General features: G+C 74.0%; 24 protein-coding genes, 1 tRNA gene and 1 riboswitch. Of the genes, 19 read left to right on the top strand and 6 right to left on the bottom strand.

Features of this window, described 5'->3' with window-relative positions:
- The first annotated feature begins 70 nt into the window (after positions 1-70).
- Positions 71-137, top strand: a riboswitch (guanidine-III (ykkC-III) riboswitch).
- Between the two features lie 31 nt (positions 138-168).
- The 10 genes from Q0967_RS01585 (at position 169) to Q0967_RS01540 (ending at position 9,245) form a co-directional block, all read left to right on the top strand.
- Positions 169-495 (top strand): multidrug efflux SMR transporter, encoded by a 327-nt coding sequence (locus tag Q0967_RS01585; protein WP_298748173.1) that lies wholly within the window; start codon positions 169-171, stop codon positions 493-495.
- An 87-nt stretch (positions 496-582) separates the two neighbouring features.
- Positions 583-1,365: a fumarylacetoacetate hydrolase family protein gene (locus tag Q0967_RS01580; RefSeq protein WP_298747191.1), complete on the top strand. Its 783-nt coding sequence runs from the start codon at positions 583-585 to the stop codon at positions 1,363-1,365.
- 1 nt (position 1,366) lies between these two features.
- The gene (gene murI, locus Q0967_RS01575) at positions 1,367-2,194 is read left to right on the top strand and encodes a glutamate racemase (RefSeq protein ID WP_298747194.1); all 828 of its coding nucleotides are present in this window, start codon (positions 1,367-1,369) and stop codon (positions 2,192-2,194) included.
- A gap of 220 nt (positions 2,195-2,414) precedes the next feature.
- The gene (locus tag Q0967_RS01570) at positions 2,415-2,921 is read left to right on the top strand and encodes a DUF2975 domain-containing protein (RefSeq protein WP_298747197.1); all 507 of its coding nucleotides are present in this window, start codon (positions 2,415-2,417) and stop codon (positions 2,919-2,921) included.
- Positions 2,921-3,196, top strand: coding sequence for a helix-turn-helix transcriptional regulator (locus Q0967_RS01565; RefSeq protein WP_298747200.1), 276 nt, complete (start codon positions 2,921-2,923; stop codon positions 3,194-3,196). Before Q0967_RS01570 ends, Q0967_RS01565 begins: the two co-directional genes overlap by 1 nt.
- 3 nt (positions 3,197-3,199) lie before the next feature.
- Entirely contained in the window at positions 3,200-4,354 is a 1,155-nt protein-coding gene (locus tag Q0967_RS01560; RefSeq protein ID WP_298747203.1) for an NAD(P)/FAD-dependent oxidoreductase, read from the top strand.
- A gap of 154 nt (positions 4,355-4,508) precedes the next feature.
- Entirely contained in the window at positions 4,509-5,981 is a 1,473-nt protein-coding gene (locus Q0967_RS01555) for a hemolysin family protein (RefSeq protein WP_298747206.1), read from the top strand.
- Entirely contained in the window at positions 5,978-6,994 is a 1,017-nt protein-coding gene (locus Q0967_RS01550; protein ID WP_298747209.1) for a hemolysin family protein, read from the top strand. The genes Q0967_RS01555 and Q0967_RS01550 overlap by 4 nt, the downstream gene beginning before the upstream one ends.
- A complete protein-coding gene (locus Q0967_RS01545; protein WP_298747212.1) occupies positions 6,991-7,530 on the top strand; it encodes an MBL fold metallo-hydrolase in 540 nt (179 codons plus the stop codon). The genes Q0967_RS01550 and Q0967_RS01545 overlap by 4 nt, the downstream gene beginning before the upstream one ends.
- Positions 7,531-7,619: 89 nt before the next feature.
- A complete protein-coding gene (locus Q0967_RS01540; RefSeq protein ID WP_363321974.1) occupies positions 7,620-9,245 on the top strand; it encodes a molybdopterin-dependent oxidoreductase in 1,626 nt (541 codons plus the stop codon).
- Positions 9,246-9,517: 272 nt separating this feature from the next.
- Here the strand turns inward: Q0967_RS01540 and Q0967_RS01535 are convergent, their stop codons facing one another.
- Together Q0967_RS01535 and Q0967_RS01530 are read right to left on the bottom strand one after the other, a co-directional pair.
- Positions 9,518-10,828, bottom strand: coding sequence for an MFS transporter (locus Q0967_RS01535; RefSeq protein WP_299448879.1), 1,311 nt, complete (start codon positions 10,826-10,828; stop codon positions 9,518-9,520).
- Between the two features lie 130 nt (positions 10,829-10,958).
- Entirely contained in the window at positions 10,959-12,428 is a 1,470-nt protein-coding gene (locus tag Q0967_RS01530; protein ID WP_298747217.1) for a PLP-dependent aminotransferase family protein, read from the bottom strand.
- A gap of 127 nt (positions 12,429-12,555) precedes the next feature.
- On the opposite strand from Q0967_RS01530, the gene Q0967_RS01525 reads away from it, so the two are divergent.
- Positions 12,556-13,257: a YitT family protein gene (locus tag Q0967_RS01525; protein WP_298748179.1), complete on the top strand. Its 702-nt coding sequence runs from the start codon at positions 12,556-12,558 to the stop codon at positions 13,255-13,257.
- A gap of 35 nt (positions 13,258-13,292) precedes the next feature.
- On the opposite strand, the gene Q0967_RS01520 is transcribed toward Q0967_RS01525, so the two are convergent.
- Positions 13,293-13,574, bottom strand: coding sequence for a Rho termination factor N-terminal domain-containing protein (locus tag Q0967_RS01520; RefSeq protein ID WP_058890757.1), 282 nt, complete (start codon positions 13,572-13,574; stop codon positions 13,293-13,295).
- A 34-nt stretch (positions 13,575-13,608) separates the two neighbouring features.
- On the opposite strand from Q0967_RS01520, the gene Q0967_RS01515 reads away from it, so the two are divergent.
- From Q0967_RS01515 to Q0967_RS01495, 5 genes are all read left to right on the top strand, one after another.
- Positions 13,609-14,409 (top strand): LLM class F420-dependent oxidoreductase, encoded by an 801-nt coding sequence (locus tag Q0967_RS01515; RefSeq protein WP_298747230.1) that lies wholly within the window; start codon positions 13,609-13,611, stop codon positions 14,407-14,409.
- A gap of 36 nt (positions 14,410-14,445) precedes the next feature.
- Positions 14,446-15,240: a ribonuclease PH gene (gene rph, locus Q0967_RS01510; RefSeq protein ID WP_298747233.1), complete on the top strand. Its 795-nt coding sequence runs from the start codon at positions 14,446-14,448 to the stop codon at positions 15,238-15,240.
- The gene (locus Q0967_RS01505; protein ID WP_299448875.1) at positions 15,237-15,944 is read left to right on the top strand and encodes a non-canonical purine NTP pyrophosphatase; all 708 of its coding nucleotides are present in this window, start codon (positions 15,237-15,239) and stop codon (positions 15,942-15,944) included. Before rph ends, Q0967_RS01505 begins: the two co-directional genes overlap by 4 nt.
- Before the next feature lie 77 nt (positions 15,945-16,021).
- Positions 16,022-17,116: a threonine synthase gene (gene thrC / locus Q0967_RS01500; protein WP_298747239.1), complete on the top strand. Its 1,095-nt coding sequence runs from the start codon at positions 16,022-16,024 to the stop codon at positions 17,114-17,116.
- On the top strand, positions 17,116-18,069 hold the full coding sequence (locus Q0967_RS01495; RefSeq protein ID WP_298747242.1) for a homoserine kinase: 954 nt from the start codon (positions 17,116-17,118) through the stop codon (positions 18,067-18,069). The genes thrC and Q0967_RS01495 overlap by 1 nt, the downstream gene beginning before the upstream one ends.
- A gap of 7 nt (positions 18,070-18,076) precedes the next feature.
- On the opposite strand, the gene Q0967_RS01490 is transcribed toward Q0967_RS01495, so the two are convergent.
- The gene (locus Q0967_RS01490; RefSeq protein WP_298747245.1) at positions 18,077-18,871 is read right to left on the bottom strand and encodes an SGNH/GDSL hydrolase family protein; all 795 of its coding nucleotides are present in this window, start codon (positions 18,869-18,871) and stop codon (positions 18,077-18,079) included.
- Between the two features lie 66 nt (positions 18,872-18,937).
- Between Q0967_RS01490 and Q0967_RS01485 the strand changes: the two genes are divergently transcribed.
- A tRNA-Leu gene (locus tag Q0967_RS01485) sits at positions 18,938-19,022 on the top strand.
- Positions 19,023-19,058: 36 nt separating this feature from the next.
- Here the strand turns inward: Q0967_RS01485 and bcp are convergent.
- A complete protein-coding gene (gene bcp, locus Q0967_RS01480) occupies positions 19,059-19,544 on the bottom strand; it encodes a thioredoxin-dependent thiol peroxidase (RefSeq protein ID WP_298747248.1) in 486 nt (161 codons plus the stop codon).
- Positions 19,545-19,575: 31 nt separating this feature from the next.
- Between bcp and corA the strand changes: the two genes are divergently transcribed.
- Positions 19,576-20,613, top strand: coding sequence for a magnesium/cobalt transporter CorA (gene corA, locus Q0967_RS01475; protein WP_298747251.1), 1,038 nt, complete (start codon positions 19,576-19,578; stop codon positions 20,611-20,613).
- A 96-nt stretch (positions 20,614-20,709) separates the two neighbouring features.
- Entirely contained in the window at positions 20,710-20,988 is a 279-nt protein-coding gene (locus Q0967_RS01470) for a DUF3618 domain-containing protein (protein WP_298747258.1), read from the top strand.
- A gap of 6 nt (positions 20,989-20,994) precedes the next feature.
- On the opposite strand, the gene Q0967_RS01465 is transcribed toward Q0967_RS01470, so the two are convergent.
- A complete protein-coding gene (locus Q0967_RS01465; protein WP_298747261.1) occupies positions 20,995-23,076 on the bottom strand; it encodes a heavy metal translocating P-type ATPase in 2,082 nt (693 codons plus the stop codon).
- Between the last annotated feature and the right edge of the window lie 81 nt (positions 23,077-23,157).

The raw sequence follows: 23,157 nt of genomic DNA, 5'->3' as shown, positions 1-23,157 counted from the left end.
ACCGCGCTCGCCCCCGCCCCGGCGCCTGCCGCGAGGCTGGCCCGGGCGCCCCGCCTGTGAGAACCTGGAGGTGGCCGCCCGGCAGGGGCGGATCCCCGGACGAGGCACGTCGTACCCGGCACCGACGACGACGTGGCACGCCCCAGGGAGGGCGTCATCATGGTTGCGCTGTCATGGATCGTTCTCGTCGTCTCCGGCGTCCTCGAGGCCGTGTGGGCCGGGGCGCTCACCCGCTCCGAGGGGTTCACCCGCCTGTGGCCGAGCGTCGTCTTCGGGGTGGCCCTGGCCCTCAGCATGGCCGGCCTGGGGTGGTCGCTGCGCACGATCCCGCTCGGCACCGGGTATGCCGTGTGGGTCGGGATCGGCGTCGTGGGCACCGCGGCCTACGGCATCGTCGCGCTGGGGGAGCCGGCCACGGTCGCGCGCGTGCTGTGCCTGGTCGCGATCATCGCCGGGATCGTCGGTCTCAAGCTCACCTCGGGCGGCGCCCACTGACGTCCTGGGCATCGTCTTCCGGGGGCCGAGGCCCGGAAGCCGATGTCCACTTCGGACGAGGTGGGGGGCACGGCATACCCTGGCGCCATGCGTATCTGCCGCTTCACCGACGGTGACGACCCCCGCTTCGGCCTCGTCGACGGGGCCGGGGAGCGGATCGCCGAGATCTCCGGCGACCCGCTCTATACCAAGATCGACCTGACCGGGCAGACCTTCGACGTCGCGGACGTGCGCCTGCTCGCGCCGGTCATCCCGCGCAGCAAGGTCGTGGCCATCGGCCGCAACTACGCCGACCACGCGCGCGAGATGGGCAGCGAGCTGCCGGCCGAGCCGATGATGTTCTTCATCCCCAACACCTCGGTCTGCGGGCCCGGCGACCCGGTGGTCATCCCGTCCTTCGCGACCGAGATCTCCTACGAGGCCGAGCTCGCGGTCGTCATCGGGAGGATGTGCAAGGACGTCCCGGCCCAGGACGCGGGCTCGGTGGTCTTCGGCTACACCTGCGCCAACGACGTCACCGCGCGCGACCTGCAGCGCGGCGACGGGCAGTGGGCGCGGGCCAAGGGGATGGACACGTTCACCCCGCTCGGACCCTGGATCGAGACCGACCTGGACACCGCGGACCTGTCGGTGCGCTCGACCGTGGACGGAGAGCTGCGCCAGGACGGCACGACCGCCGACCTGCACTTCGGGATCCCCGAGCTCATCGCGCACGCGTCCGCGGCCTTCACCCTGCTCCCCGGGGACGTCATCCTCACCGGCACCCCTGCCGGCGTCGGGCCGATCACGGCCGGGCAGCGCTGCGAGGTCGAGGTCGAGGGGATCGGGGCGCTCGCCAACCCGTTCGTGGCGGCGGACGACGACCTCTGAGATGACCGAGGCGCCCATCGGGGTCTTCGACTCCGGCTTCGGCGGGCTGACCGTCGCGCGCGAGGTCCTCGACCAGTTGCCGCACGAGTCGGTGCTCTACCTCGGCGACACCGCGCGCACGCCCTACGGGCCGCGGCCGATCGCGCAGGTCCGCGAGTTCTCCCTCGAGTGCCTGGACCGGCTCGTCGAGCACGGGGTGAAGGCGCTGGTCATCGCGTGCAACAGCGCCTCCGCCGCGGTGCTCGCCGACGCGCGCGAGCGGTATGCCGTGCCCGTCGTCGAGGTCATCCGGCCGGCCGTCCGGCGGGCGATGGCCGTGACCCGCAACGGCCAGATCGGCGTCATCTCGACTGCGGCGACCCACCAGTCTCGGGCCTACGTCGACTCCTTCGTCGCCGCCCCGCCGTCGGTGCGGGTGGCGAGCCAGCCCTGCCCGCGCTTCGTCGAGCTCGTCGAGGCGGGGGTCACCAGCGGGCCGGAGGTCATCGAGGTGGCGCAGGCCTACCTCGCGCCGCTGCAGGAGCGCGACATCGACACCCTCATCCTCGGGTGCACCCACTACCCGCTGCTCACGCAGGCGCTGCAGTACGTCCTGGGGGAGCAGGTGCAGCTCGTCTCCTCGGCCGCGGCGACCGCGGCGGACCTCTTCCGGGTCCTCACCGACGGCGGGCTGCTCGCCGCCCAGGGCAACGTGCCGGTGCACCAGTGGCTCACCACCGGCGACCCGGACGGCTTCCACTACCTCGCCCGGCGCTTCCTCGGGCCCGAGGTCGAGCAGGTCCACCGGGCCTTCGTCGGCCGGCCGGAGGAACGGGTCTCGGCGGGCTGACGGTCCAGCGCGGACAGGTCACTCCTCTCCCGGAGGCCCCGTCCGTCACGGACTGCGGAGACGTGTCTGCCGGCGCGCGGTATATCTCCGGCATGCGTCATCTTCTCCGCACGGTGTGACTGCTGGTGCAGGTGCGACGGATGAGGGCTGCGGGTCCGTCCTTGCCCGCTGTATCGATATGCGATAGATTCTTCTCGTTGGTCGACATCTGGGAGGAACCATGGACCGCTGGGTCGTCCGGGTGCTGCAGGGCGTGATCGCCGTGGCGCTGCTGGGCTCGCTCGTCGTGCAGCTGGTGATCGTGCCGCTGCTGTGGCTGGACCTGGAGGGCGCGCCTCCGGGGATCCGGACCAGCCTCGCGGTGATCGGCGTGCTCGGGGTGCTGACGCTGCAGGTCGTCGGTGTCTGCGTCTGGCGCCTGCTGACCATGGTGTCGCGGCACACCGTCTTCAGCCCTGCGGCGTTCCGCTGGGTGGACGTGGCCATCGGCGCCATCGGCACCGGTGCGCTGCTCCTCCTGGCGCTCGCCGTCGTCGCCAGGAACGCCAACCACGCCGTCGAAGGGGATGCGGTCGCCCCCGGCGTGGTGGGCCTCATCGGCGGGGCCGGTCTGGTCGTCGGCGGCGTCGCGCTGCTGGTCTACGTCATGCAAACGCTGCTCGCGCAGGCCATCTCGCTCGGCGTCGAGGCCCGCTCGCTGCAGTCCGAGCTCGACGAGGTCATCTGATGCCCATCGTCGTCGACATCGACGTCATGCTCGCGCGGCGCAAGATGGCGGTCGGGACGCTCGCCGAACGCGTCGGCATCACCCCGGCCAACCTCGCGGTCCTCAAGAACGGCCGCGCCAAGGCGGTCCGCTTCACCACCCTGGAAGCCCTCTGCCAGGTCCTGCAGTGCCAGCCCGGCGACCTGCTGCGGTGGGAGGACGACACCGACGACACCGACGACACCGACTCCGCCGGCGACCGACGACAGCCCGCCGACCAGACCCGGAGCGGGTGACGGGTGGGCGCCGCGCGCATACCGGACCTCGACGTCCTCGTGGTGGGAGCCGGGCTGGCCGGGCTGCGGGTCGCGACAGGGCTCGCCCGGCGCGGTCACGACGTCCTCCTGGCCGAGGCCCGGCCGAGCCTGTCCGCCAACATCCGCACGACCGGCATCTTCGTCCACCGCACGCTGCAGGACTACAGCTTCCCGGACGGCACCCTCGGCCCCCCGATCCGCCGGATGGTCCTTTACCCGCCCGGTCGGCGGCGCCCGGTCGAGCTGGTCAGCGCCCGCGAGGAGTTCCGCGTGGGCCGCATGGGGCTGATCTACGAGGCGGCCGGGGAGCAGGCGCTGCGTGCGGGCGTCGACCTGCGGCTGTCGACCCGGTATGCCGGCCGCGCCGGCGGGGTCTGCCACCTCGAGGGTCCGCGTGGTGACCTGCGCGTCCGCGCCCGTTACGTCGTGGGCGCGGACGGGGCGAGGTCCCGGGTCGCCCGTGACCTCGGGCTGGACCGCAACCGGCAGCTGCTCGTCGGGGCGGAGGAGGTCTACCCGATCGCTGCGCGGCCGGGGTCGACGCCGGCCTTCCACTGCGTCCTGGACCCGCGCCTCGCCCCGGGGTACCTCGCCTGGGTGGTCGACGACGGTGAGCACGTGCACCTCGGCACCGCCGGCTACCCGACCCGCTTCGAGGGTGGTCTGCGGCGTGCCCTGGACGACCTGCGGGCCGACCCGCCGGGCCTGGCCGGCGTGCGCAGGACCGGTCCGGTGGAGCAGCGGGCCGGGCCCATCCCCGTCGGGGGTCTGCTGCGTCGGATCAGCGGGCCCGACGGGCTGCTCGTCGGCGACGCCGCCGGAGCCGTCTCCCCGCTCACCGCCGGAGGGCTCGATCCCTGCCTGCGGCTGTCCGACCGGGCGGTCGAGTCCCTCGACGACGCCCTGCGGGCCGGCGGGCGCGGGTCCCTGGACGGCTACGACGGACGCGCCCTGCGCCGTCGCCTCACCGGCCGCCTGGGCCTGCGGACCGTGCTCGCGCACCTGCGCGCGCCCTGGGTCCACGAGGCGGGGTTCGCGCTGCTGCGCACCCCCGCCGGCCGGGCTGCGGCGCGCGCCGTGCTCTTCCACGACCAGTCCTTCCCGCTCGAGTCGCGCCCGCGCGAGGCCGCGGTCTAGCGGCCTGCGCGCGGCGCGACGCACCGGCCCCTCGCCCGGGTCCCGTATCCTGGAGGTTCGTGCCCCACCCGCTGCATACCCAGAGAAACGGACCCATGGACCCTGGCTGTACCTACGGCTCACCCGCACGCTCCACCGGGCGGAGGGGTGAGTCGTGACCACCGCCATCATCCTGCTCCTCGTCGGCGTCCTGGCGATCGCCGTCATCATCGCGGCCAACGGCTACTTCGTCGCGCAGGAGTTCGCCTACATGTCGGTCGACCGGCTGCGGCTCTCCGCCGAGGCCGACGCCGGTGACGAGGCGGCCGCGCGGGCCCTCAAGGTCACCCGGCGCACGTCCTTCATGCTCTCCGGCGCGCAGCTGGGGATCACCGTCACCGGTCTGCTCGTCGGCTACGTCGCCGAGCCGCTCGTCGGCCGCGGGCTCTCGATCATCCTCGGCGGCACCGGGGTGCCCGAGGCCCTGAGCATCACGGTGGGCACGGTGGCGGCGCTGGCCATCGCGACCGTGGTCCAGATGGTCTTCGGCGAGCTCTACCCCAAGAACCTCGCCATCGCCAACGCCGGGCCGCTGGCCCGCGCCCTGGCCCGGTCCACGCTCCTCTACCTCGCGGTCTTCGGCTGGCTCATCAAGGTCTTCGACTGGTCCGCCAACGCCCTGCTGCGGCTGGTGCGGATCGAGCCCATCCACGACCTCGACACCACCGCGACCGCCGAGGACCTCGAGCGGATCGTGGCCGACTCCCGCGACAGCGGCGACCTGCCGGCCGAGCTGTCCGTGCTCCTCGACCGGATCCTCGACTTCCCGGACCAGGACGTGGAGCACGCCCAGGTGCCGCGCTCCCGGGTCGACGTCATCGACCCCGAGACCCCCGTGGAGGAGCTGCGTCAGCTCATGGCCCAGGGGCATACCCGCTATCCCGTCGTCGACGGCGACGGACAACCGGTCGGCGTGGTCAGCCTCGTGGACCTGCTGCGCAACCCCGCGGCCGGACGGGCCGACCAGATCATGCGCGAGCCCGTCATCGTGCCCACGCTCATGCCGCTGCCGGACGCGGTGGCCGAGCTGACCGGCTCGGGCCAGCAGCTGGCCTGCGTCGTGGACGAGTACGGCGGCTTCGCCGGGGTCCTCACCCTGGAGGACCTCGCGGAGGAGCTGCTCGGCGAGATCACCGACGAGCACGACGACGAGGTGCCCGAGGGCATCGTCGGCGAGGGGGAGGACGTGTGGCGCATGGACGGCGACGTGCACGTGGACGAGCTGCAGCGGGCCCTGGGCCACGACCTGCCCGAGGGTGACTACGAGACCGTGTCGGGTCTGGTCATCGCCGAGCTCGGTGCCCTGCCGGACATCGGGCAGACCGTCGTCGTGGACCTCGCCGAGAACCCGAGCGAGCTCGTGCTGGAGGAGCGGGTGACGCGCTGCGTCGAGATCGAGGTCCTCGAGATCGACCGCCACGTGCCGAGCCTGCTGCGGGTCCGCCTGGTCGAGCGCTCGCTGGACGAGGCCGAGGCCGACGAGCCCTCGTCGGAGGACGACGGCAACGACCGTGACGACGACGACGGCGACGGCGGTGACGACCGGCTCCGGGACGGCGACGCCGGGAGCAGGGAGGAGCAGCGATGAACGCGCTCACCGTCGTCCTCGTCACCATCGGTCTCATCGTCCTCAGCGCGATCTTCGTCATCGTGGAGTTCTCGCTGCTCGGCGCGCGGCGCAGCCGGCTGGAGCACGAGGCCGAGCACTCGCCGTCCGCGCGGGCCGCCCTGCGCAGCATGAACGAGCTCACGGTCATGCTGGCCGGTGCACAGCTCGGCATCACGGCCTGCACCTTCGCGCTCGGCGCGGTCACCAAGCCGGCCGTCGACTACCGGCTCGGACCGGTCCTGGCGGACCTGGGTCTGCCCGGGTGGATCGCCGGAGGTATGTCGTTCGCGATCTCCCTGCTGCTCGTCACCTTCCTGCACCTCGTGGTGGGGGAGATGGCGCCGAAGTCGTGGGCGATCGCCCACCCGGAGCGCGCCGCCAAGCTGGTCTCGCTGCCCATGCGCGGCTTCATCGCCGTCGTGCGGCCGCTCCTGGTCTGGGTCAACTCCCTCGCCAACCGGCTGGTCAGCGCCAGCGGCATCACCCCGGTCGACCGCGCGATGGTGGGTGGCCAGGACGCGCACACCATCCGGGTGCTCGTCGAGCAGTCCGCCGCCGAGGGTGCGCTGGAGAGCAGCTACCAGGAGCAGATCTCCGATGCTCTCGAGCTGCAGGACCTCACCCTGGGCGAGCTGGCGCCCGAGCACGTCGACCTGGCCGCCGTCGGCTCCGACGCCTCCGTCGAGCAGGTCCAGGCGGTCGCGGCGCGCACCGGGCACAAGCGGATCCTCATGCTGGACGACGACACCACCGACCCGCGCGTCGTGCACGTCCGCGACACCCTCCTGCACCGCGGCGAGGAGCCGGCCGAGCCGGTGGCGCGCCCCGCGTTCGTCCTGCCCGCCGCCACCCCGGTCTACGAGGCGCTCACCCTCATGCGCGGGTCGGGCGAGCAGCTCGTCGTGCTGCGCAGCGACGAGCGGCTGACCGGGCTGGTGAGCATCGCGGACATCATGCATCGCGTGCTGCCCCGGGAGCGCCAGCCGCAGTGAGGCTCACCGTCGTGGGCTGCTCCGGGTCGGTGCCCGGGCCGGAGGCCGCGGCCAGCTGCTACCTCGTCACCGCCGACGACGGGGAGCGTCGCTGGCGGGTGCTGCTCGACCTCGGGTCGGGCGCGCTCGGGCCGCTGCAACGGCATACCGACCCGCTGGCCCTCGACGCCGTCCTGCTGTCCCACCTGCACCCGGACCACTGCCTCGACCTCAGCGGGCTGTCCGTGCTGCGCCGGCACGGCCCGGTGCCGGCGACGACCGACCTCCCCGTGTGGGGTCCTCCGGGCGTGGCCGAGCGGATGGCCCGGGTGCACGGGGTGCGGCAGGCGGAGCCCCTGCCCGGGTTCCGCTTCGGCGAGCTGTCGCACGGATCACCGCTGCGCATCGGGCCGTTCGTGGTCACGCCGTACGCCGTCCGGCACCCGGTCCCCGCCTTCGGGCTGCGGCTCGCCTGCGGTGACGCCGTGCTCGCCTACACCGGCGACACCGACACGTGTGCGGCCCCCGGCCAGGAGTGGGAGGTCGGAGCGGGCTGAGGCCCGTCGGGCCGTGGTTACGAGAGTATGACGATGTCCGGCTCGGGCGGGCGGGCGCCGGGGTCGGCGCGCATGATGGAGGCATGGTCATGACGCGCGACCCCGAGGCGGGGACCGGAACCGGCGACCGACGACCGGTCCGGCGCGGCCCGCTCGCCGCTCTCGCCGGGGTGGCCGCAGGTGCCGCCACCCTCGGCACGGCCGAGCTGCTGGCCGCCCTCTGGACCCGGTGGCTCGGCTCGGCCGGCACGTCCTCACCGCTGCTGGCGGTCGGGGGCGCGTTCGTCGACCGCACCCCGCCCTGGCTCAAGGACTGGGCGGTCGCGACCTTCGGCACGGCCGACAAGCTGGCCCTCGGGGTGGGTATGGCGATCACCCTCACCGTGGCGTGCGCGCTGCTGGGTGTGCTCGCCTGGCGCCGCCCCACGCTCGGGGTGGGCGCCTTCGCGGCGGTGGGCGTCGTCGGGCTGCTGGCCGTGCTCAGCCGCCCTGCGACCGGGGTGGTCGACCTCGTCCCCACCGCGATCGGCGTCGTGGTCGGCATCCAAGTCCTGCGCCGGCTCACCGGCATGGTGGCCGGCCTGCGGACGGCCGCCCCCGGCAGCCCGCCCCACCCGGCCGCCACCCGTGCGGGCGGGGCCTCCCGGCGTCAGGTGCTGCTGACGACCGGAGGTGTCACCGGCGTCGGGGCGCTCGGCGTCCTCGCCGGGCAGCTGCTCAGCACCGTCGGGCAGGCCGCGACCCGGACGGCGCAGGCCATCGGCCTGCCCACCCCCGTGAGCACGGTGAGCGTTCCTGCCGACGCGTCCAGCGACATCACCGGCCACTCGGACTACCTGACCGCCAACGCCGACTTCTACCGGATCGACACGGCCCTGCGCGTGCCGCGGGTCGACGCGCAGGGGTGGACCCTGCGGGTCACCGGCATGGTCGACGAGGAGATCGAGATCAGCTACGACGACCTGCTCGCCGAGGAGCACGTCGAGGCCCTGGTGACCCTGACCTGCGTGTCCAACCAGGTCGGCGGCGACCTCGTCGGCAACTCGCGCTGGCAGGGCTGGCCGGTCCGTGAGCTGCTCGCCCGGGCGGGGGTGCGGCCGGAGGCCGACATGGTGCTCTCGCGCAGCGTCGACGGCTGGACCGCGGGCACGCCGATCGAGGCGCTCACCGATGACCGCGACTCCCTGCTGGCCGTGGCCATGAACGGTGAGCCCCTCCCGGCCGAGCACGGCTACCCGGTACGGCTGGTCGTGCCGGGGCTCTACGGCTACGTCTCGGCCACCAAGTGGGTCACCGAGCTCAAGGTCACCCGCTTCGACGAGGACGAGGGCTACTGGACCCCCCGAGGGTGGTCCGAGCGCGGCCCGATCAAGACGGCCTCGCGCATCGACGTGCCGCGCTCCGGCGGCGAGCTCGCGCCGGACGCCGACGGCGCGGTCACGCTGGCCGGGGTCGCCTGGGCGCAGCACCGGGGCGTCGACCGGGTCGAGCTGCAGGTCGACGACGGGGAGTGGCAGGAGGCCACCCTGCTCGCCGAGCCGAGCGTGGACTCCTGGCGGCTGTGGACCTACACGTGGTCCGACGCCGTCCCCGGCAACCACCAGGTGCGCGTGCGCGCGACCGACGCGACCGGCGAGACCCAGACCGAGCAGACCGCCGCCCCGGCCCCGAACGGCGCCAGCGGCTGGCACACGGTCGACTTCTCCGTCGCCTGACCGCACCGGACGCGCCCTCAGCGCACTCCGGACGCGTGGTCCAGCCGCACCAGACGCGTGGTCAGCGCACTCCGGGCGCGTGGTCCGGCCGCACCGGACGCGTGGTCAGCGCACTCCGGGCGCGTGGTCCGGCCGCACCGGACGCGTGGTCAGCGCACTCCGGGCGCGCGTCGGGCCGACCTCGGGCGCGCCAGGCACACAGCGGCACGTCATACCCGTCGGGTGTGCGTGGCGGACGTCCGGTCGACGCGGACCGGCCGTCCTGTCGTGTCCTACCGCGCGTTCGGTGCGTCCTGAGGACGCGTCCCGTGCGGCTCGACGAGACGTCCGGTGCGTGTGGTGGTGGTGGCCGTGGTGAGGGCGCGACGCACCGGGCGGGCGCCGGCCCAGGCCAGGGTGGCGGCGACGAGGGTGGCGAGGACGGTCACCGCGAAGGCCGGCTGGTGGCCGCCGAGGTCGGCGAGACGGCCGGCGAGGGCGGCGCCCACGGCATACCCGGTCCCGGTCATCGCCGCGAGGATCGTCATCGCGGCGCCCAGCCGGCGGGCGGGGGTGGTGCGCTCGGCCAGGGTGAAGGTCGTGATCATCGACGGCGCGATCGCCACCCCCAGGCACAGCAGGGCGAGCGCCAGCGACCCCAGCGAGCCCACGAGCAGCAGGGGCAGGGAGAGCAGGACCATCCCGCTGGTGAAGACGCGCAGCCGGCGCACGTGCCCGACGCTCTCCGGCAGGGCGACGACGGCCAGCCCGGCGAGCACGCTCCCGACCCCGAGCAGCGCGTGCAGCAGCCCGGTCAGGCCCGGCTGACCGGCCTGCGTCGCGAGCACCGAGGTGCCCGTCTGGATGGACCCGAACACCATGCCGATCCCCAGCTGCGTCCCGGCGAGCACCAGCAGCGCCGGCGTGAGCAGGCGGGCCGGGCGGACCCCCGCCGAGCGGGCCGCACCGACGAGCGCCACCGTCGGGTGGAGCGCGAACCACGTGCCGAACGCCCCGAGCAGCAGGGCCGCGACGACGAGCGAGGTCACCGGCGCCGCCACGGCCACGATGACACCGACGAGGGCCGGGCCCAGCACGAAGGACGCCTCGTCCGCCGACCCCTCGTAGGAGAACGCGGCGTCCATGACGCGCGGGTCCGACCCGGGGGTCGCCGTGCTGATCGGCCGCCAGCGCACCCGCGCCATCGTCCCGACCTGCGGCAGGAACACCCCCGTCCAGGCGGCGGTGACCAGCAGCGGCCACCACGCCTGCCCCGGGGCCAGGGCCCACGTCTGGGCGGCCAGCACGAGCAGCCCGACGGTGCCGACGAGACTCTGCACCAGCAGGACCGGTCGTTGGCCCACCCGGTCGGTGAGGGCTCCCGCGAGGGGCGAGCCGACGGCGTTGGCGACGGCGACGGCACCGGCGGTGGCGCCGCCGGCGGCATACGACCCGGTCGCCCCGGACACCGCCAGCAGGGCGGCGATCTGCGACATGGCCAGCGGCAGCCGGCCGAGGAAGGCGATGACGACGTAGAGGGGCCCGGTCAGGGCGAAGAGACGACGGTAGGACTGCACGGGGGACAAGGGGTATGCCTCTCGCATCGGTCCGTCTGCACGGACGTGCGCGCCGTCCCAGCCACCCGGCGCGCAGAACCCTTGTCAAGCACCTCCATCCTACCCCGGCCCCGACCCCCGGAGCCGCCGTGCGACGGGGCGGAGCGAGCCGCAGCGGTCAGGTGATGATCCGACGTTGCCGGCCGCCACGGTCCGAGGCGTCGACCCCTCCACCTCCCGAACGGCCGGCCAGCACGTCCTCCCAGGCCAGGACGAGGCGGGGGACCACCTGCTCCAGCTGCTCGGGAGGCAGCACGAAGGGCAGCCGGATCCAGCCGTCCAGCCCGCCGCCGGCGGCGAAGTTGGGCCCGGCTGCCAGCGCCACGTCGTAGCGGCGGGCGGCGGCCGCCAGGGCGGTCGAGGACCCCTCCGGCAACCGGCACCAGAGCGACATCCCACCCGCCGGCACCCGCACCTGCCAGTCGGGCAGCTGGGCGCGCAGGGCCAGCAGGAGGATGTCCCGCCGCTCGCGCAGCCGCGCCCGGTGCTCGAGCAGGATGTCGTCGGCGCGGTCGAGCAGGTGGACGAGCACCAGCTGCTCGAGGACCGGGACCCCCAGATCGAGCCGCAGCCGGCTGGCGGCCATCTCCTCCATCCGCGAGCGCGGGACCCGCAGCCAGCCGACCCGCAGCCCGCCCCAGAACGACTTGCTGGCGCTGCCGGCGGTCACCGCGGTCGGCACGTGCGCCCCCAGCGGCTCCGGCATGTGCTGACCCTCCAGCGCGAGCTCGGCGGGTGACTCGTCGATGACCGGCACGACACCGTGGCGCCGCAGCAGCCGACCCACCTCCCCGCGCTGGGCGCTGCTCATGAGCGCGCCGGTCGGGTTGTGGAAGTCGGGGATGAGGTAGGCGGCCCGGACGCCCGACTGCTGCACCGTCCGCGCCAGGGCGTCGACCTCCCAGTCGTGGTCCACGTGGTCGATCGGGTGCGGGACGATCCTCGCCCCGGCCCCCTCCAGGGTGGCGATGGCGTTGGGGTACGTCGGAGTCTCGACGAGCACCCGGTCGCGTCGCTGGATCAGCGCGCGCAGCGCGATGGCGACCGCGGCGAGGGCGCCGGGGGTGACGAGCACCTGGTCCGGTGTGGTGGCCAGTCCCCGGGTGGTGAAGCGGTCGGCGATGCGCTGCCGGAGCACCGGCAGGCCGCTGGGGTAGTAGCCGGTGCCGCACAGGTAGGCCCCCAGGTCCTCCGCCGCGCGGGCGTAGGCGTCCGCGATGCCGGCCGGGGCGCCCGGGGCGGTGATCGTGAGGTCCAGCGCCCCCTCGTCCAGCGCCGCCGGGGTGAGGAGGTGGTCGACCCGGCCCCCCGGCACCCGCGGCACCTGGACGACGCTGCCCGAGCCGCGGCGGGTGGCGAGATAGCCCTGGGTCCGCAGCTCGGCGTACGCCCGGGTCACCGTGGTCCGGCTCAGTCCGACCGGTCCGGTGAGGTCGCGCTCGCTGGGCAGCCGCACGCCCTGCGGCAGCCGGCCGTCGACGATCGTGCGCCGGAGCGCCTCCGCCAGCCGGGCGTAGGCGGGGCCGTCCCCGGCCAGCGCCGGCAGCACGAGGTCGGCGACGCGGGAGGCGGGGGCGAGAGAAGGCATACCCCACTGTGACCGTGGAGTGGCCCTCTCGTCCATAGCCACTTGGTGTCCACCCGGGGTCAGGTGGCTATGGATGGAGGGACCACCTGGTCGCATGCTGAAGAGCGTGAGCATCTCGAGCAGCAAGATGGGACAGACCGGTCGTCGTGCCCTCCAGGGGGCCAGGACCCGGGCCCGCGACCCCCGCCGCCAGCTGGCTGCCCTCGGCCCGGTGGAGCAGCTGCGTGCGGGTCGCCTCGGGCGACGGGTCGCCCAGCTGCTCCTCGGTCTCGCGCTCTACGGCGCGTCGATCGGCTTCATGGTCCGTGGCGTGCTGGGCAACATGCCGTGGGACGTCCTGCACCAGGGCATCGCGCGGCACGTCCCTCTGAGCCTGGGCACGATCATCGTGGTCGCGTCGGTCGTCGTGCTGCTGCTGTGGGTGCCGCTGCGGCAATCGCCCGGCCTGGGCACGGTGGCCAACGCGCTGCTCGTGGGGGTGGCGGCCGACGCGACGCTGTGGCTCGTCCCGCCCGGGGAGGGGTGGCTCGAGCGGGTGGCCCTCATGGCCGGGGGGGTCCTGCTCAACGGGGTGGCGAGCGCGATGTATATCGGCGCCCAGCTCGGCCCCGGGCCCCGCGACGGCCTCATGACGGGCGTGGCCCGCCGCACCGGCTGGTCGCTGCGGGTGGTCCGGACGGGCATCGAGGTCACGGTCATCGCCCTGGGCTGGCTGCTCGGCGGGGTCGTGGGCGTCGGGACGGTGCTCTACGCCGTCGCGATCGGCCCGCTGACCCAGGCGCTGCTGCCCTGGTTCACGGTCGACCTCTCTGCGCCGGACGTGCGGTAGGCGCGCCGGCCGGCGCGGCCCGGGGCAGACCTGCCTCAGTGGTGGCGCAGGGCGTCGATGAGCTCGTCCTTGGTCATCGAGGACCGACCCTCGATGTCGAGCTCGGCCGCGCGCTCGCGCAGCTCGTCCACGGTCCGGTCCTCGTAGTTCTCGGCCTCGCCGCCGCGCTCGCCGACGTCCGAGCGTGAGGACGCGGCGGCCGCGTTGGCGATCCGCGCGGCCTTCTCCTTGCTGGCGCCGTCCTCGCGGACGGCCTCGTAGACCTCGGGGTCCTTGACGCTCGGGCCCGGGTCCTCGGTCTTCTTCTCACCTGCCATGCGCCCGACGGTATGCCGTGCCAGGCTGGGTCGCATGGCGAACACCCCCGACCGTCCGGTCCGTCTCGGCGTGCAGGTCCAGCCGCAGCACGCGACCTACCAGCAGATCCGCGACACCGTCACCCGCCTCGAGGAGGCGGGTGTCGACGTCGTCATGAACTGGGACCACTTCTTCCCGCTCAACGGTGAGCCGGACGGCCTGCACTTCGAGTGCTGGACCACCCTCGGCGCCTGGGCGGAGCAGACGTCGCGGGTGGAGATCGGCGCGCTCGTCACGTGCAACTCCTACCGCAACCCCGACCTGCTCGCCGACATGGCGCGCACCGTCGACCACGTCAGCGAGGGGCGGCTCATCCTGGGGATCGGCTCGGGCTGGTTCGAGCGGGACTACGACGAGTACGGCTACGAGTTCGGCACCGCCGGCTCGCGGCTCGACGACCTGGCCGCCGCGATGCCGCGCATCCGCGAGCGCTGGGCGCGGCTCAACCCGGCGCCGACCCGGCCGATCCCCGTGATGATCGGCGGCGGCGGGGAGAAGAAGACGCTGCGCATCGTGGCCGAGCACGCGACGATCTGGCACTCCTTCGGCGACGCCGACACCCTGCGGCACAAGCTGGGGGTCCTGGGCCGGCACTGCGCGGACGTCGGGCGCGACCCGGGCGAGATCGAGGTGTCGGTCGCGGCCGCCGGGTCCCTGGACCAGGGCCCCGGGGAGGACGCCGAGGCGAAGTACGCCGCGGGCGCGCGCCTGTTCACGGTGCACACCAGCGGCCCCGACCACCCCCTGGACGAGCTGGACGCCTGGCTCACCTGGCGGGACGAGCACAACGCCTGACCCCGGGCGTCCCCCGCTCGGCATACCCTGGCTGGCATGACCTCACGCCACGACGGCCGCAGCGCCGACCAGCTCCGCGAGATCCGCATCACCCGCAACTGGCTCGACCACGCCGAGGGCAGCGTCCTGGTGGAGTTCGGGCGGACCAGGGTGCTGTGCGCCGCGTCGTTCACCGGCGGCGTGCCCCGCTGGCGCAAGGGCAGCGGCAAGGGCTGGACGACCGCGGAGTACGCCATGCTCCCGCGCTCCACCCACACCCGTTCGGACCGCGAGTCGGTCAAGGGCCGGCTGGGGGGCCGCACGCACGAGATCAGCCGGCTCATCGGCCGCTCCCTGCGGGCGGTCGTCGACCTGGATGCGTTGGGGGAGAACACCATCCAGCTCGACTGCGACGTCCTCCAGGCCGACGGCGGCACCCGCACCGCGGCGATCACCGGTGCCTACGTCGCCCTGGTCGACGCGGTCGAGACCGCCCGCGCCAAGGGCCTCATCGCCAAGAAGGCCGAGCCCATCACCGGCTCGGTCGCGGCCGTCAGCGTCGGGGTGGTCGACGGGGAGCCGGTGCTGGACCTGGACTACCCCGAGGACTCCACCGCCGAGACCGACATGAACGTCGTCATGACCGGCGACGGGCGGTTCATCGAGGTGCAGGGCACCGCCGAGGGCACCCCCTTCGACCGGGAGCTCCTCGACGCCCTGCTCGACCTCGCCGCCGAGGGCTGCGCCGAGCTCACCGCCCGCCAGGCCGCGGCGTTCGGCGCCGACGACATCGGCGGTGCCGACAGCCACGCCGCGGGGGCGGACGTCGACCAGGGCCCGCCGACGTGGTGAACGGGTCCACGACCCCTGCGGAGCCGGACCGCCGCATCGTCCTGGCGACCCGCAACGCGGGCAAGGTCGGCGAGCTGCGCGACATCCTCGCCGACGCGCTCGACCGGGCCGGGCTCGAGCTCGTCGGGCTGGACGCCTTCCCGGACCTCGAGGACGTCGCGGAGACGGGGGTCACCTTCGCGCAGAACGCCCTGCTCAAGGCCCGGTACGCCGCGGCCGCCACCGGCCTCCCCGCGCTCGCCGACGACTCCGGCCTCGCGGTCGACGTCCTGGGCGGCGCCCCGGGGATCTTCTCGGCCCGCTGGTCCGGCCCGCTCGCGAAGGCCACCGGGCGCACCACGGACGAGGCCAACAACGACCTCCTGCTCGCCCAGCTCGCCGACGTGCCCGACGAGCACCGGGGCGCCGGGTTCGTCTGCGCCGCGGCGCTCGTGCTCCCGGACGCCCGCACCCCCGAGGACGTCGTCGCCGCCGGTGGCACCGCCCCGCAGCTCCCGGACGTCGAGTGGGTCCGGGAGGGCCGGTGCCGCGGCGTGATCGGTCGGGAGCCCCGGGGGACCCGCGGCTTCGGCTACGACCCGCTGCTGGTCCGCCCCGACGGACGGACCCTGGCCGAGCACACCAGCGCCGAGAAGCACGCGATCTCCCACCGCGGCGAGGCCTTCCGGGCCCTGGGCCGCGACCTCGCCGACCTCCTGACCTGACCGCGGTCGGCGACGACCCGGCCACCCCATACCCTGGTCCCCTGACCCGTGGTCAAGGACGAAGGAACGAAACCTCCATGCCCCACCAGTGGCGCGGCGTGATCGCCGAGTATGCCGACCGTCTGCCCGCGTCGATCACCGAGCACGTGGTCACGCTGCGCGAGGGCGGCACCCCGCTCATCCCCGCCGAGCACCTGAGCGAGCTCGTCGGAGCGCAGGTGCACGTCAAGTACGAGGGGCTCAACCCCACCGGCTCGTTCAAGGACCGCGGCATGACCGCGGCCATCAGCGACGCCGCGCGGCAGGGCGCGAAGGCGGTGATCTGCGCGTCGACGGGCAACACCAGCGCCAGCGCCGCGGCCTACGCCACCAAGGCCGGGATGGAGTGCGGCGTCCTCGTGCCGGACGGCAAGATCGCCATGGGCAAGCTCAGCCAGGCCATCGCCGGGGGCGCGACCCTCATCCAGGTGCGCGGCAACTTCGACGACTGCCTCACCCTCGCCCGCAAGCTGGCCGAGGCCTACCCCGTCGAGCTGGTCAACTCGGTCAACCCGGCCCGCATCGAGGGGCAGAAGACCGCCGCCTTCGAGGTCGTCGACGCGCTCGGGGATGCGCCGGACATCCACTGCCTTCCGGTCGGCAACGCGGGCAACATCACCGCCTACTGGAAGGGCTACGGGGAGTACGCCGACCCGCACGCCCCCGGGGCGGGGGGTCACGCCCCCGCGACCCGGCGTCCGCGGATGTGGGGCTTCCAGGCCGCGGGCGCGGCCCCGATCGTCAGGGGCCACCCGGTCGACGACCCGGAGACCATCGCCACCGCCATCCGCATCGGCAACCCGGCGTCGTGGTCGCAGGCGGAAGCTGCGCGCGAGGAGTCCGGCGGGGTCATCGAGGCGGTCACCGACGAGGAGATCCTCGCGGCGCACCGGCTGCTGTCCTCGCGCGAGGGGATCTTCGTCGAGCCGGCGTCGGCGGCCTCGGTCGCCGGGCTGCTGAAGCGGCACGCCGCGGGCCAGGTGCCGACCGGAGCGACGATCGTCTGCACGGTCACCGGCCACGGCCTCAAGGACCCGCAGTGGGCGCTCAAGGGCGCCGACGGCAGCGACGTCGACCCGGTGCGCGTGTCGGTCGACGTCGTGAGCGTCGCCGACGCCCTCGGGCTGGAGTGATGGGCGCGCTGACCCCGGGCGCGGCCGCCCGGGTGCGGGTCCCCGCGAGCAGCGCCAACCTCGGCCCCGGTTTCGACAGCGTCGGGCTCGCGCTGGGCCTCTGGGACGAGTATGCCGTCGAGGTCCTCCCCGAGGCCGGTCGCCTCGAGGTCGTGCTCGCCGGGCAGGGTGCCGGGGAGCTGGCCACCGACGGGCGCCACCTCGTGGCCGCCCGGCTGCGGGAGGCCCTGGAGGCGTGCGGCGTGGGGTGGCTGCAGGGCTACGGGCTGCGGCTGACCTGCGCCAACACCATCCCGATGTCGGCGGGGATGGGCAGCTCGGCCTCGGCCATCGTCGGTGGCCTCGGGCTGGGCTTCGCCCTCGTCCGCGAGGGTGGGCTCACCGATGCCGACCTGGGCCTGGTCAACACCCACGCGGGCGTCGCGGAGGGGCACCCGGACAACTCCTCGGCGTCGGTGTGGGGCGGCCTCACCGTGTCGTGGATGCCCGGCCCGCAGGTCGTGCGCACCGCCCGGCCGGCCGTGCACCCCGACGTGGTGCCGGTGGTGCTCGTGCCCGCCGACCAGCGGCTCGACACCGCCACCGCGCGAGCGGTGCTCGGCCCGACGGTGCCCCGGCCGGACGCGGTGCGCCAGGCGGGTCGGGCCGCGCTGCTCGTGCACGCGCTCACCACCGAGCCGGCGCTGCTGCTCGACGCGACGAGCGACTGGCTGCACCAGGAGCAGCGGCGGGCGGCGTACCCGGTGACCATGGGCGCGGTCGACACGCTGCGCGGGCTGGGCCACGCCGCCGTCGTCTCCGGCGCCGGTCCGACGGTGCTCTGCCTCACCACGACCGACCTGGCCCCCACCGTCGTCGCCGAGGCCCGCACGTGGGGCCGTGGCTGGCGGGTCCTGACCCCCGGCATACCTGGGCGGGGCCTGCACGTCCCGGCCGCACCGGAGCCGCGCTGACCCCGCCTCAGCGCCGGCGCTGCGGCGCCACCGCGGCGGTCAGCGCCGCGGCGTAGGTCTCCTGCCCCGCCACGGTCGGGTGGAACGTGGTCGGGTCGACCCACGGGTCCGGGGCGTTGACGCCGTGGCCGTCGAACCTGCGCACCACGTCGACGTAGTCGAAGCCCCGGCGCTGGGCGGCGGCCGCGACCGTCGCGTTGAGCAGGTCGGCACCCTCGTTGAGCGCCTCCTGCTCCTCGGGGGAGGCGTTGACGAAGCCGCCGGCCTCCGGGGTGAAGAGGTGCGGGTAGCCGGTGACCACCACGTGAGCGTCCGGGGCCGCCCGCCCGACCGCGGTGAGGGCCGCGTCCAACCGGGCCGGGAGCAGCCCCTGGACGAGCAGCCGGGAGCCGGCGAGGGCCTGCGCGCAGGTCGGGTCGTCGAGCAGCAGGCACGCGCCGATCGCCTGGGTCCAGCCGATGTCGTTGCCGCCGATGGTGAGGGTGACGAGGTCGGTGTCGGCATCCAGCGCGGGCAGCTGCCCGGCGAGGTCGGCGGTCGTGGCGCCGCTGCAGGCGACGAAGTCGTCCAGCGCGATCCGCTGGCGCCCGTCCAGGCGCAGCGGGGCGGCCGCGTCGGTGCGCGAGCACCCGCCGGTGTCCTGGAGCACCGCGCCGGCGCCGAACCCGGCGGCGTAGGAGTCGCCGAGAGCGTCGTAGACCACCTCGTCGGGCGCGGCCGTGGCCGGTGCGGCCAGGGTCAGACCCATCCCCATCGCCACGGTGCCCAGGGCGGCCACGGCCAGCCGGGTGGGGGTGCTCATCCCGTCAACCTACTCCGACGACGGGTCCGCGGCAGGGTCGGGGCCGCTCGCTAGGCTGGCTCGCGCGCGCCCGTGGTGGAACTGGTAGACACGCAGGATTTAGGTTCCTGTGCCTCACGGTGTGCGGGTTCGAGTCCCGCCGGGCGCACCAGCGACCACACCGCGGCGGCCCCGGTGCGGGTCTGCCTCAGGCCGGGCCGCCCGGGAGCTCCACCCCGAGCTGCGTGGCCAGCGAGGCGACGTGGCCCTTGGCGCGCACGTTGTACTTCGCCACCTCGACGACGCCCTGCTTGTCGAGGACGAAGGTGGACCGGATGACGCCTACCACGGTCTTGCCGTAGTTCTTCTTCTCGCCGTAGGCGCCGTAGGCGGTGAGCATCTCCTTGTCCTCGTCGGAGACGAGCGGGAAGGCGAGTCCCTCCTTCTCCGCGAAGCGCGCCAGCTTCTCGACGGGGTCGGGGGAGACCCCGACGACGGCATACCCCTCGCGGGTGAAGACCGCCTCGTTGTCGCGGAAGTCGCAGGCCTGCGTCGTGCACCCGGGCGTCATGGCCGCGGGGTAGACGTAGAGGACGACCTTGCGCCCGGCCAGGTCGCCGAGGCTGAGCTGCGAGCCGTCGGCGGTGGGCAGGGTCCAGGCGGGGGCGGGCTGACCGGGCTCGAGGCGCGTCATGGTGACCTTTCGGACGGGGCGGGCGTGCTGGATGATCGTCTCAGACCGCGACCCCGACCGGGAGGATGCCACCGAGGTGATCGTCGACCAGGCCGTCTACCGAGACGGCGTCCGAGAGTCCTGCGACGTCGACACGCTCGCTCACGAGCTGGAGCGGCTGCGCGCCGACGGGGCTCCGGACCACGACTTCCTCTGGATCGGGCTCAAGGACCCCACGCCGGAGGAGTTCGAGGTGGTCCGGCGCGCCCTCGACCTGCACCCGCTCGCGGTCGAGGACGCCCTCGACGGCGACCAGCGGGCCAAGCTCGAGGTCTACGACACCGGCATCTACGCCGTCGTCAAGACCCTGGACTACGACCCCGCCACCTCCGACATCGAGACCGGGGAGGTCAGCGTCATCCTCGGCCCGCACGTCGCCGTCACCCTGCGCCACGGCGAGGTCGCCCCGCTGCGCGGGGTGCGGCAGCGGATGGAGCAGGAGCGCCGGCAGGCCCTGCTCTCCTACGGCCCCCTCAGCGTCCTGCACGGCGTCCTGGACACGGTCGTCGACACCTACAGCGCCATCGACGACGCCGTCGCGGACGACCTGGAGACCATCGAGCGCGACGTCTTCGGCGGCGGCAACCGGACCCACTCCACCACGATCTACCGGCTCAAGCGCGAGGTGCTCGAGTTCCGGCGCGCGGCGACCCCGCTGGGCCCGGTGCTCGAGGCGCTGACGCAGAAGGACGGGCTGGTGCGCAGCCGGGAGCTGCGGCTGCACTTCCGGGACGTGGCCGACCACCTGGCCGCCGTCCTGCAGGACGTCGAGAGCTTCGACACCCTGCTCAGCGACATCCTCGGGGCGCACCTGTCGCAGATCGGGGTGCAGCAGAACGCCGACATGCGACGGATCTCCGCGTGGGCCGCGATGATCGCCGTCCCGACCCTCGTGGCGGGCATCTACGGGATGAACTTCGACCACATGCCCGAGCTGCACTGGACCTTCGGCTACCCGCTGGTGCTCGGGCTGATGGCGCTCGCGGTCACCCTGCTGCACCGCGCCTTCCGCCGGTCCGGATGGTTGTGAGGTGCCGGGTCGTTCGGCGGCGCCCGCGGTGCCCCGGTGCGTTATCGTCTGCGGGAGGCACGACCACCGTCCGACGACCCAAGGGACCCACCGCTGATGGCCAACACGCAGCCTGCTCGCTCCGTCAAGGAGATCGAGGCCGACATCGCCGCGACCCGCAGCCGCCTCGCGCGCACCGTCGACGAGCTGACCTACCGGGTCAGCCCGGACACCATCAAGGCCAACACGATCGCGACGATCAAGGGCAAGGTCGAGAGCGCCACCCTGGACGCCGACGGCAACCCGAGGTATGACCGGCTCGCCACCGCCCTGGGCGGCGTCGCCGCCGTGGCGCTCGCCCTGGGGGGCATGCGCCGCATCTTCTACCGCGGCTGAGCGGCGTCAGCCGGCGCCGAGAGCGCGACGGGTGCTGGCCTCGGGGGAGAGGTCGAGGCGTCGCAGCAGCTGGGCGTTGAGGGCGACGACCACCGTCGAGGCCGACATGAGCAGGGCTCCCACGCTCATCGGCAGCACGAACCCGACGGGCGCGAGCACGCCGGCCGCGAGGGGGACGGCGAGCAGGTTGTAGCCCGCGGCCCACCAGAGGTTCTGGCTCATCCTCCGGTAGCTGGCCCGGGAGAGGTCCATCACCGCCAGCACCGAGCGGGGGTCGGAGCCGGCGAGCACGACGCCGGCGGACCCGATCGCCACGTCGGTGCCGGCGCCGATGGCCAGGCCGACGTCGGCCTGGGCGAGCGCCGGTGCGTCGTTGACGCCGTCGCCGACCATGGCCACCGTGCGCCCCTCGGCCTGGAGCTCGGCGACCTTCGCCGACTTGTCCTCGGGGCGGACGCCGGCGAACACGCGGTCGACGCCCAGCTCCTGCGCCACGGCGTCGGCCACCGCCTGCGCGTCACCGGTGATCATCACCACGTCCACACCCGCCGCGTGCAGGGCGTCGACGGCCTCGCGGGACTCGTCCCGGATGCCGTCGGCGAGCCGCAGGGCGCCGACCACCTCACCGTCCGCGACGGTGTGGAGGATGATCGCCCCGTCCGCCCGCCACCCCTGCGCCACGTCGAGCTCGCGCACCTCCTCCTGCTCCAGCAGCGAGGGGCCGCCCACCTGCACCACCACCCCGTCGACGAGGGCACGGACGCCGACCGCCGGGGAGGAGACGAAGTCCTCCGCCCGGGGCACGTCGAGCTCGCGCTCGACCGCGGTGCCGACGATCGCCCGGGCGAGGGGGTGCTCGCTGTCCGCCTCGGCGGCGGCCGCCAGGCGAAGGACGTCCTCCTCGCTGCGGTTCCCGGCGGGCTCGACAGCCGTCACGGTCGGCTCACCCCGGGTGAGCGTCCCCGTCTTGTCGAAGAGCACCGTGTCCACCGAGCGCATGGACTCCAGCGCCATCCGGTCGGTGACGAGGACCCCGCCCCGCGCCGCGCGCTCGGTGGCGATCGAGACGACGAGCGGGATCGCCAGACCCAGCGCGTGCGGGCAGGCGATGACGAGGACGGTGATCGCGCGCACCACGGCGGCGTCGGGCATACCGAAGGAGGACCACACGACCGCGGTGACGACCGCGGCTCCCAGGGCGAACCAGAACAACCACGCCGCCGCCCGGTCGGCGAGCCGCTGGGTGCGGGTGGAGGAGGACTGCGCCTGCGAGACCAGCTTCTGGATGCCGGCGAGCGTGGTCTCCTCACCGGTCGCGGTGACCTCGACCCGCAGGCCGGAGTCGGTCGCCACGGTGCCGGCCACGACGTCGTCGCCCTGCTCGCGACGCACCGGGGTGGACTCCCCGGTCACCATCGACTCGTCCATGCTCGCCGAGCCGTCGACGATGCTGCCGTCGACCGGCACCGAGGCGCCCGGCCGGACCACCACCACATCGCCGACCTGCAGGTCGGCAGGGGCGACGGTGACCGTGCCGTCGCCCTCGACCCGCTCCGCCTCGTCCGGCAGCAGCGCCGCCAGCGAGTCCAGCGCCGAGCTCGTGGCCGCCAGCGACCGCATCTCGACCCAGTGGCCCAGCAGCATGATGACGACGAGCAGCGCCAGCTCCCACCAGAAGTCGAGCCGCTCGTCGAGCACCCCCAGGGTGGACCCCCACGACGCGAGGAAGGCGACGGTGATGGCCATGCCGATGAGCAGCATCATCCCCGGTCGGCGGTCACGGATCTCCGAGACCGCGCCGGTGAGGAAGGGCCGCCCGCCCCAGGCGTACATCACCGTCCCGAGAACGGGGGAGACCCAGGTCAGCCCGGGGAGGTCGGGCAGCTCGTAGCCCACCAGGTGCCCGAACATACGGCTGGCCAGCACGGTGGGCACCGAGAGGACCAGCATGACCCAGAAGAGCCGTCGGTACTGCCCGACGTGATCGTCGTGACCGCCGTGGCCACCCCCGTGACCGTGGCCGTCGTGGCCCTGGGTGGCCGGAGCGTCCTCGCCCGGTGCGGTGTGGTGCGTGCTGTCGTGCTGCATGGCCCCATCGTATACCCCATGGGGGTATCAAGGACGAGCGGCAAGCCCCACGGACGGAGGTGCGCAGGGGTAGGCGTGCAG

The organism is uncultured Serinicoccus sp., from assembly GCF_947500995.1.
Lineage (GTDB): Bacteria > Actinomycetota > Actinomycetes > Actinomycetales > Dermatophilaceae > Ornithinicoccus.
The sequence above is the reverse complement of the archived record's forward strand: the minus strand, read 5'-3'. Positions and strand labels throughout refer to the sequence as shown.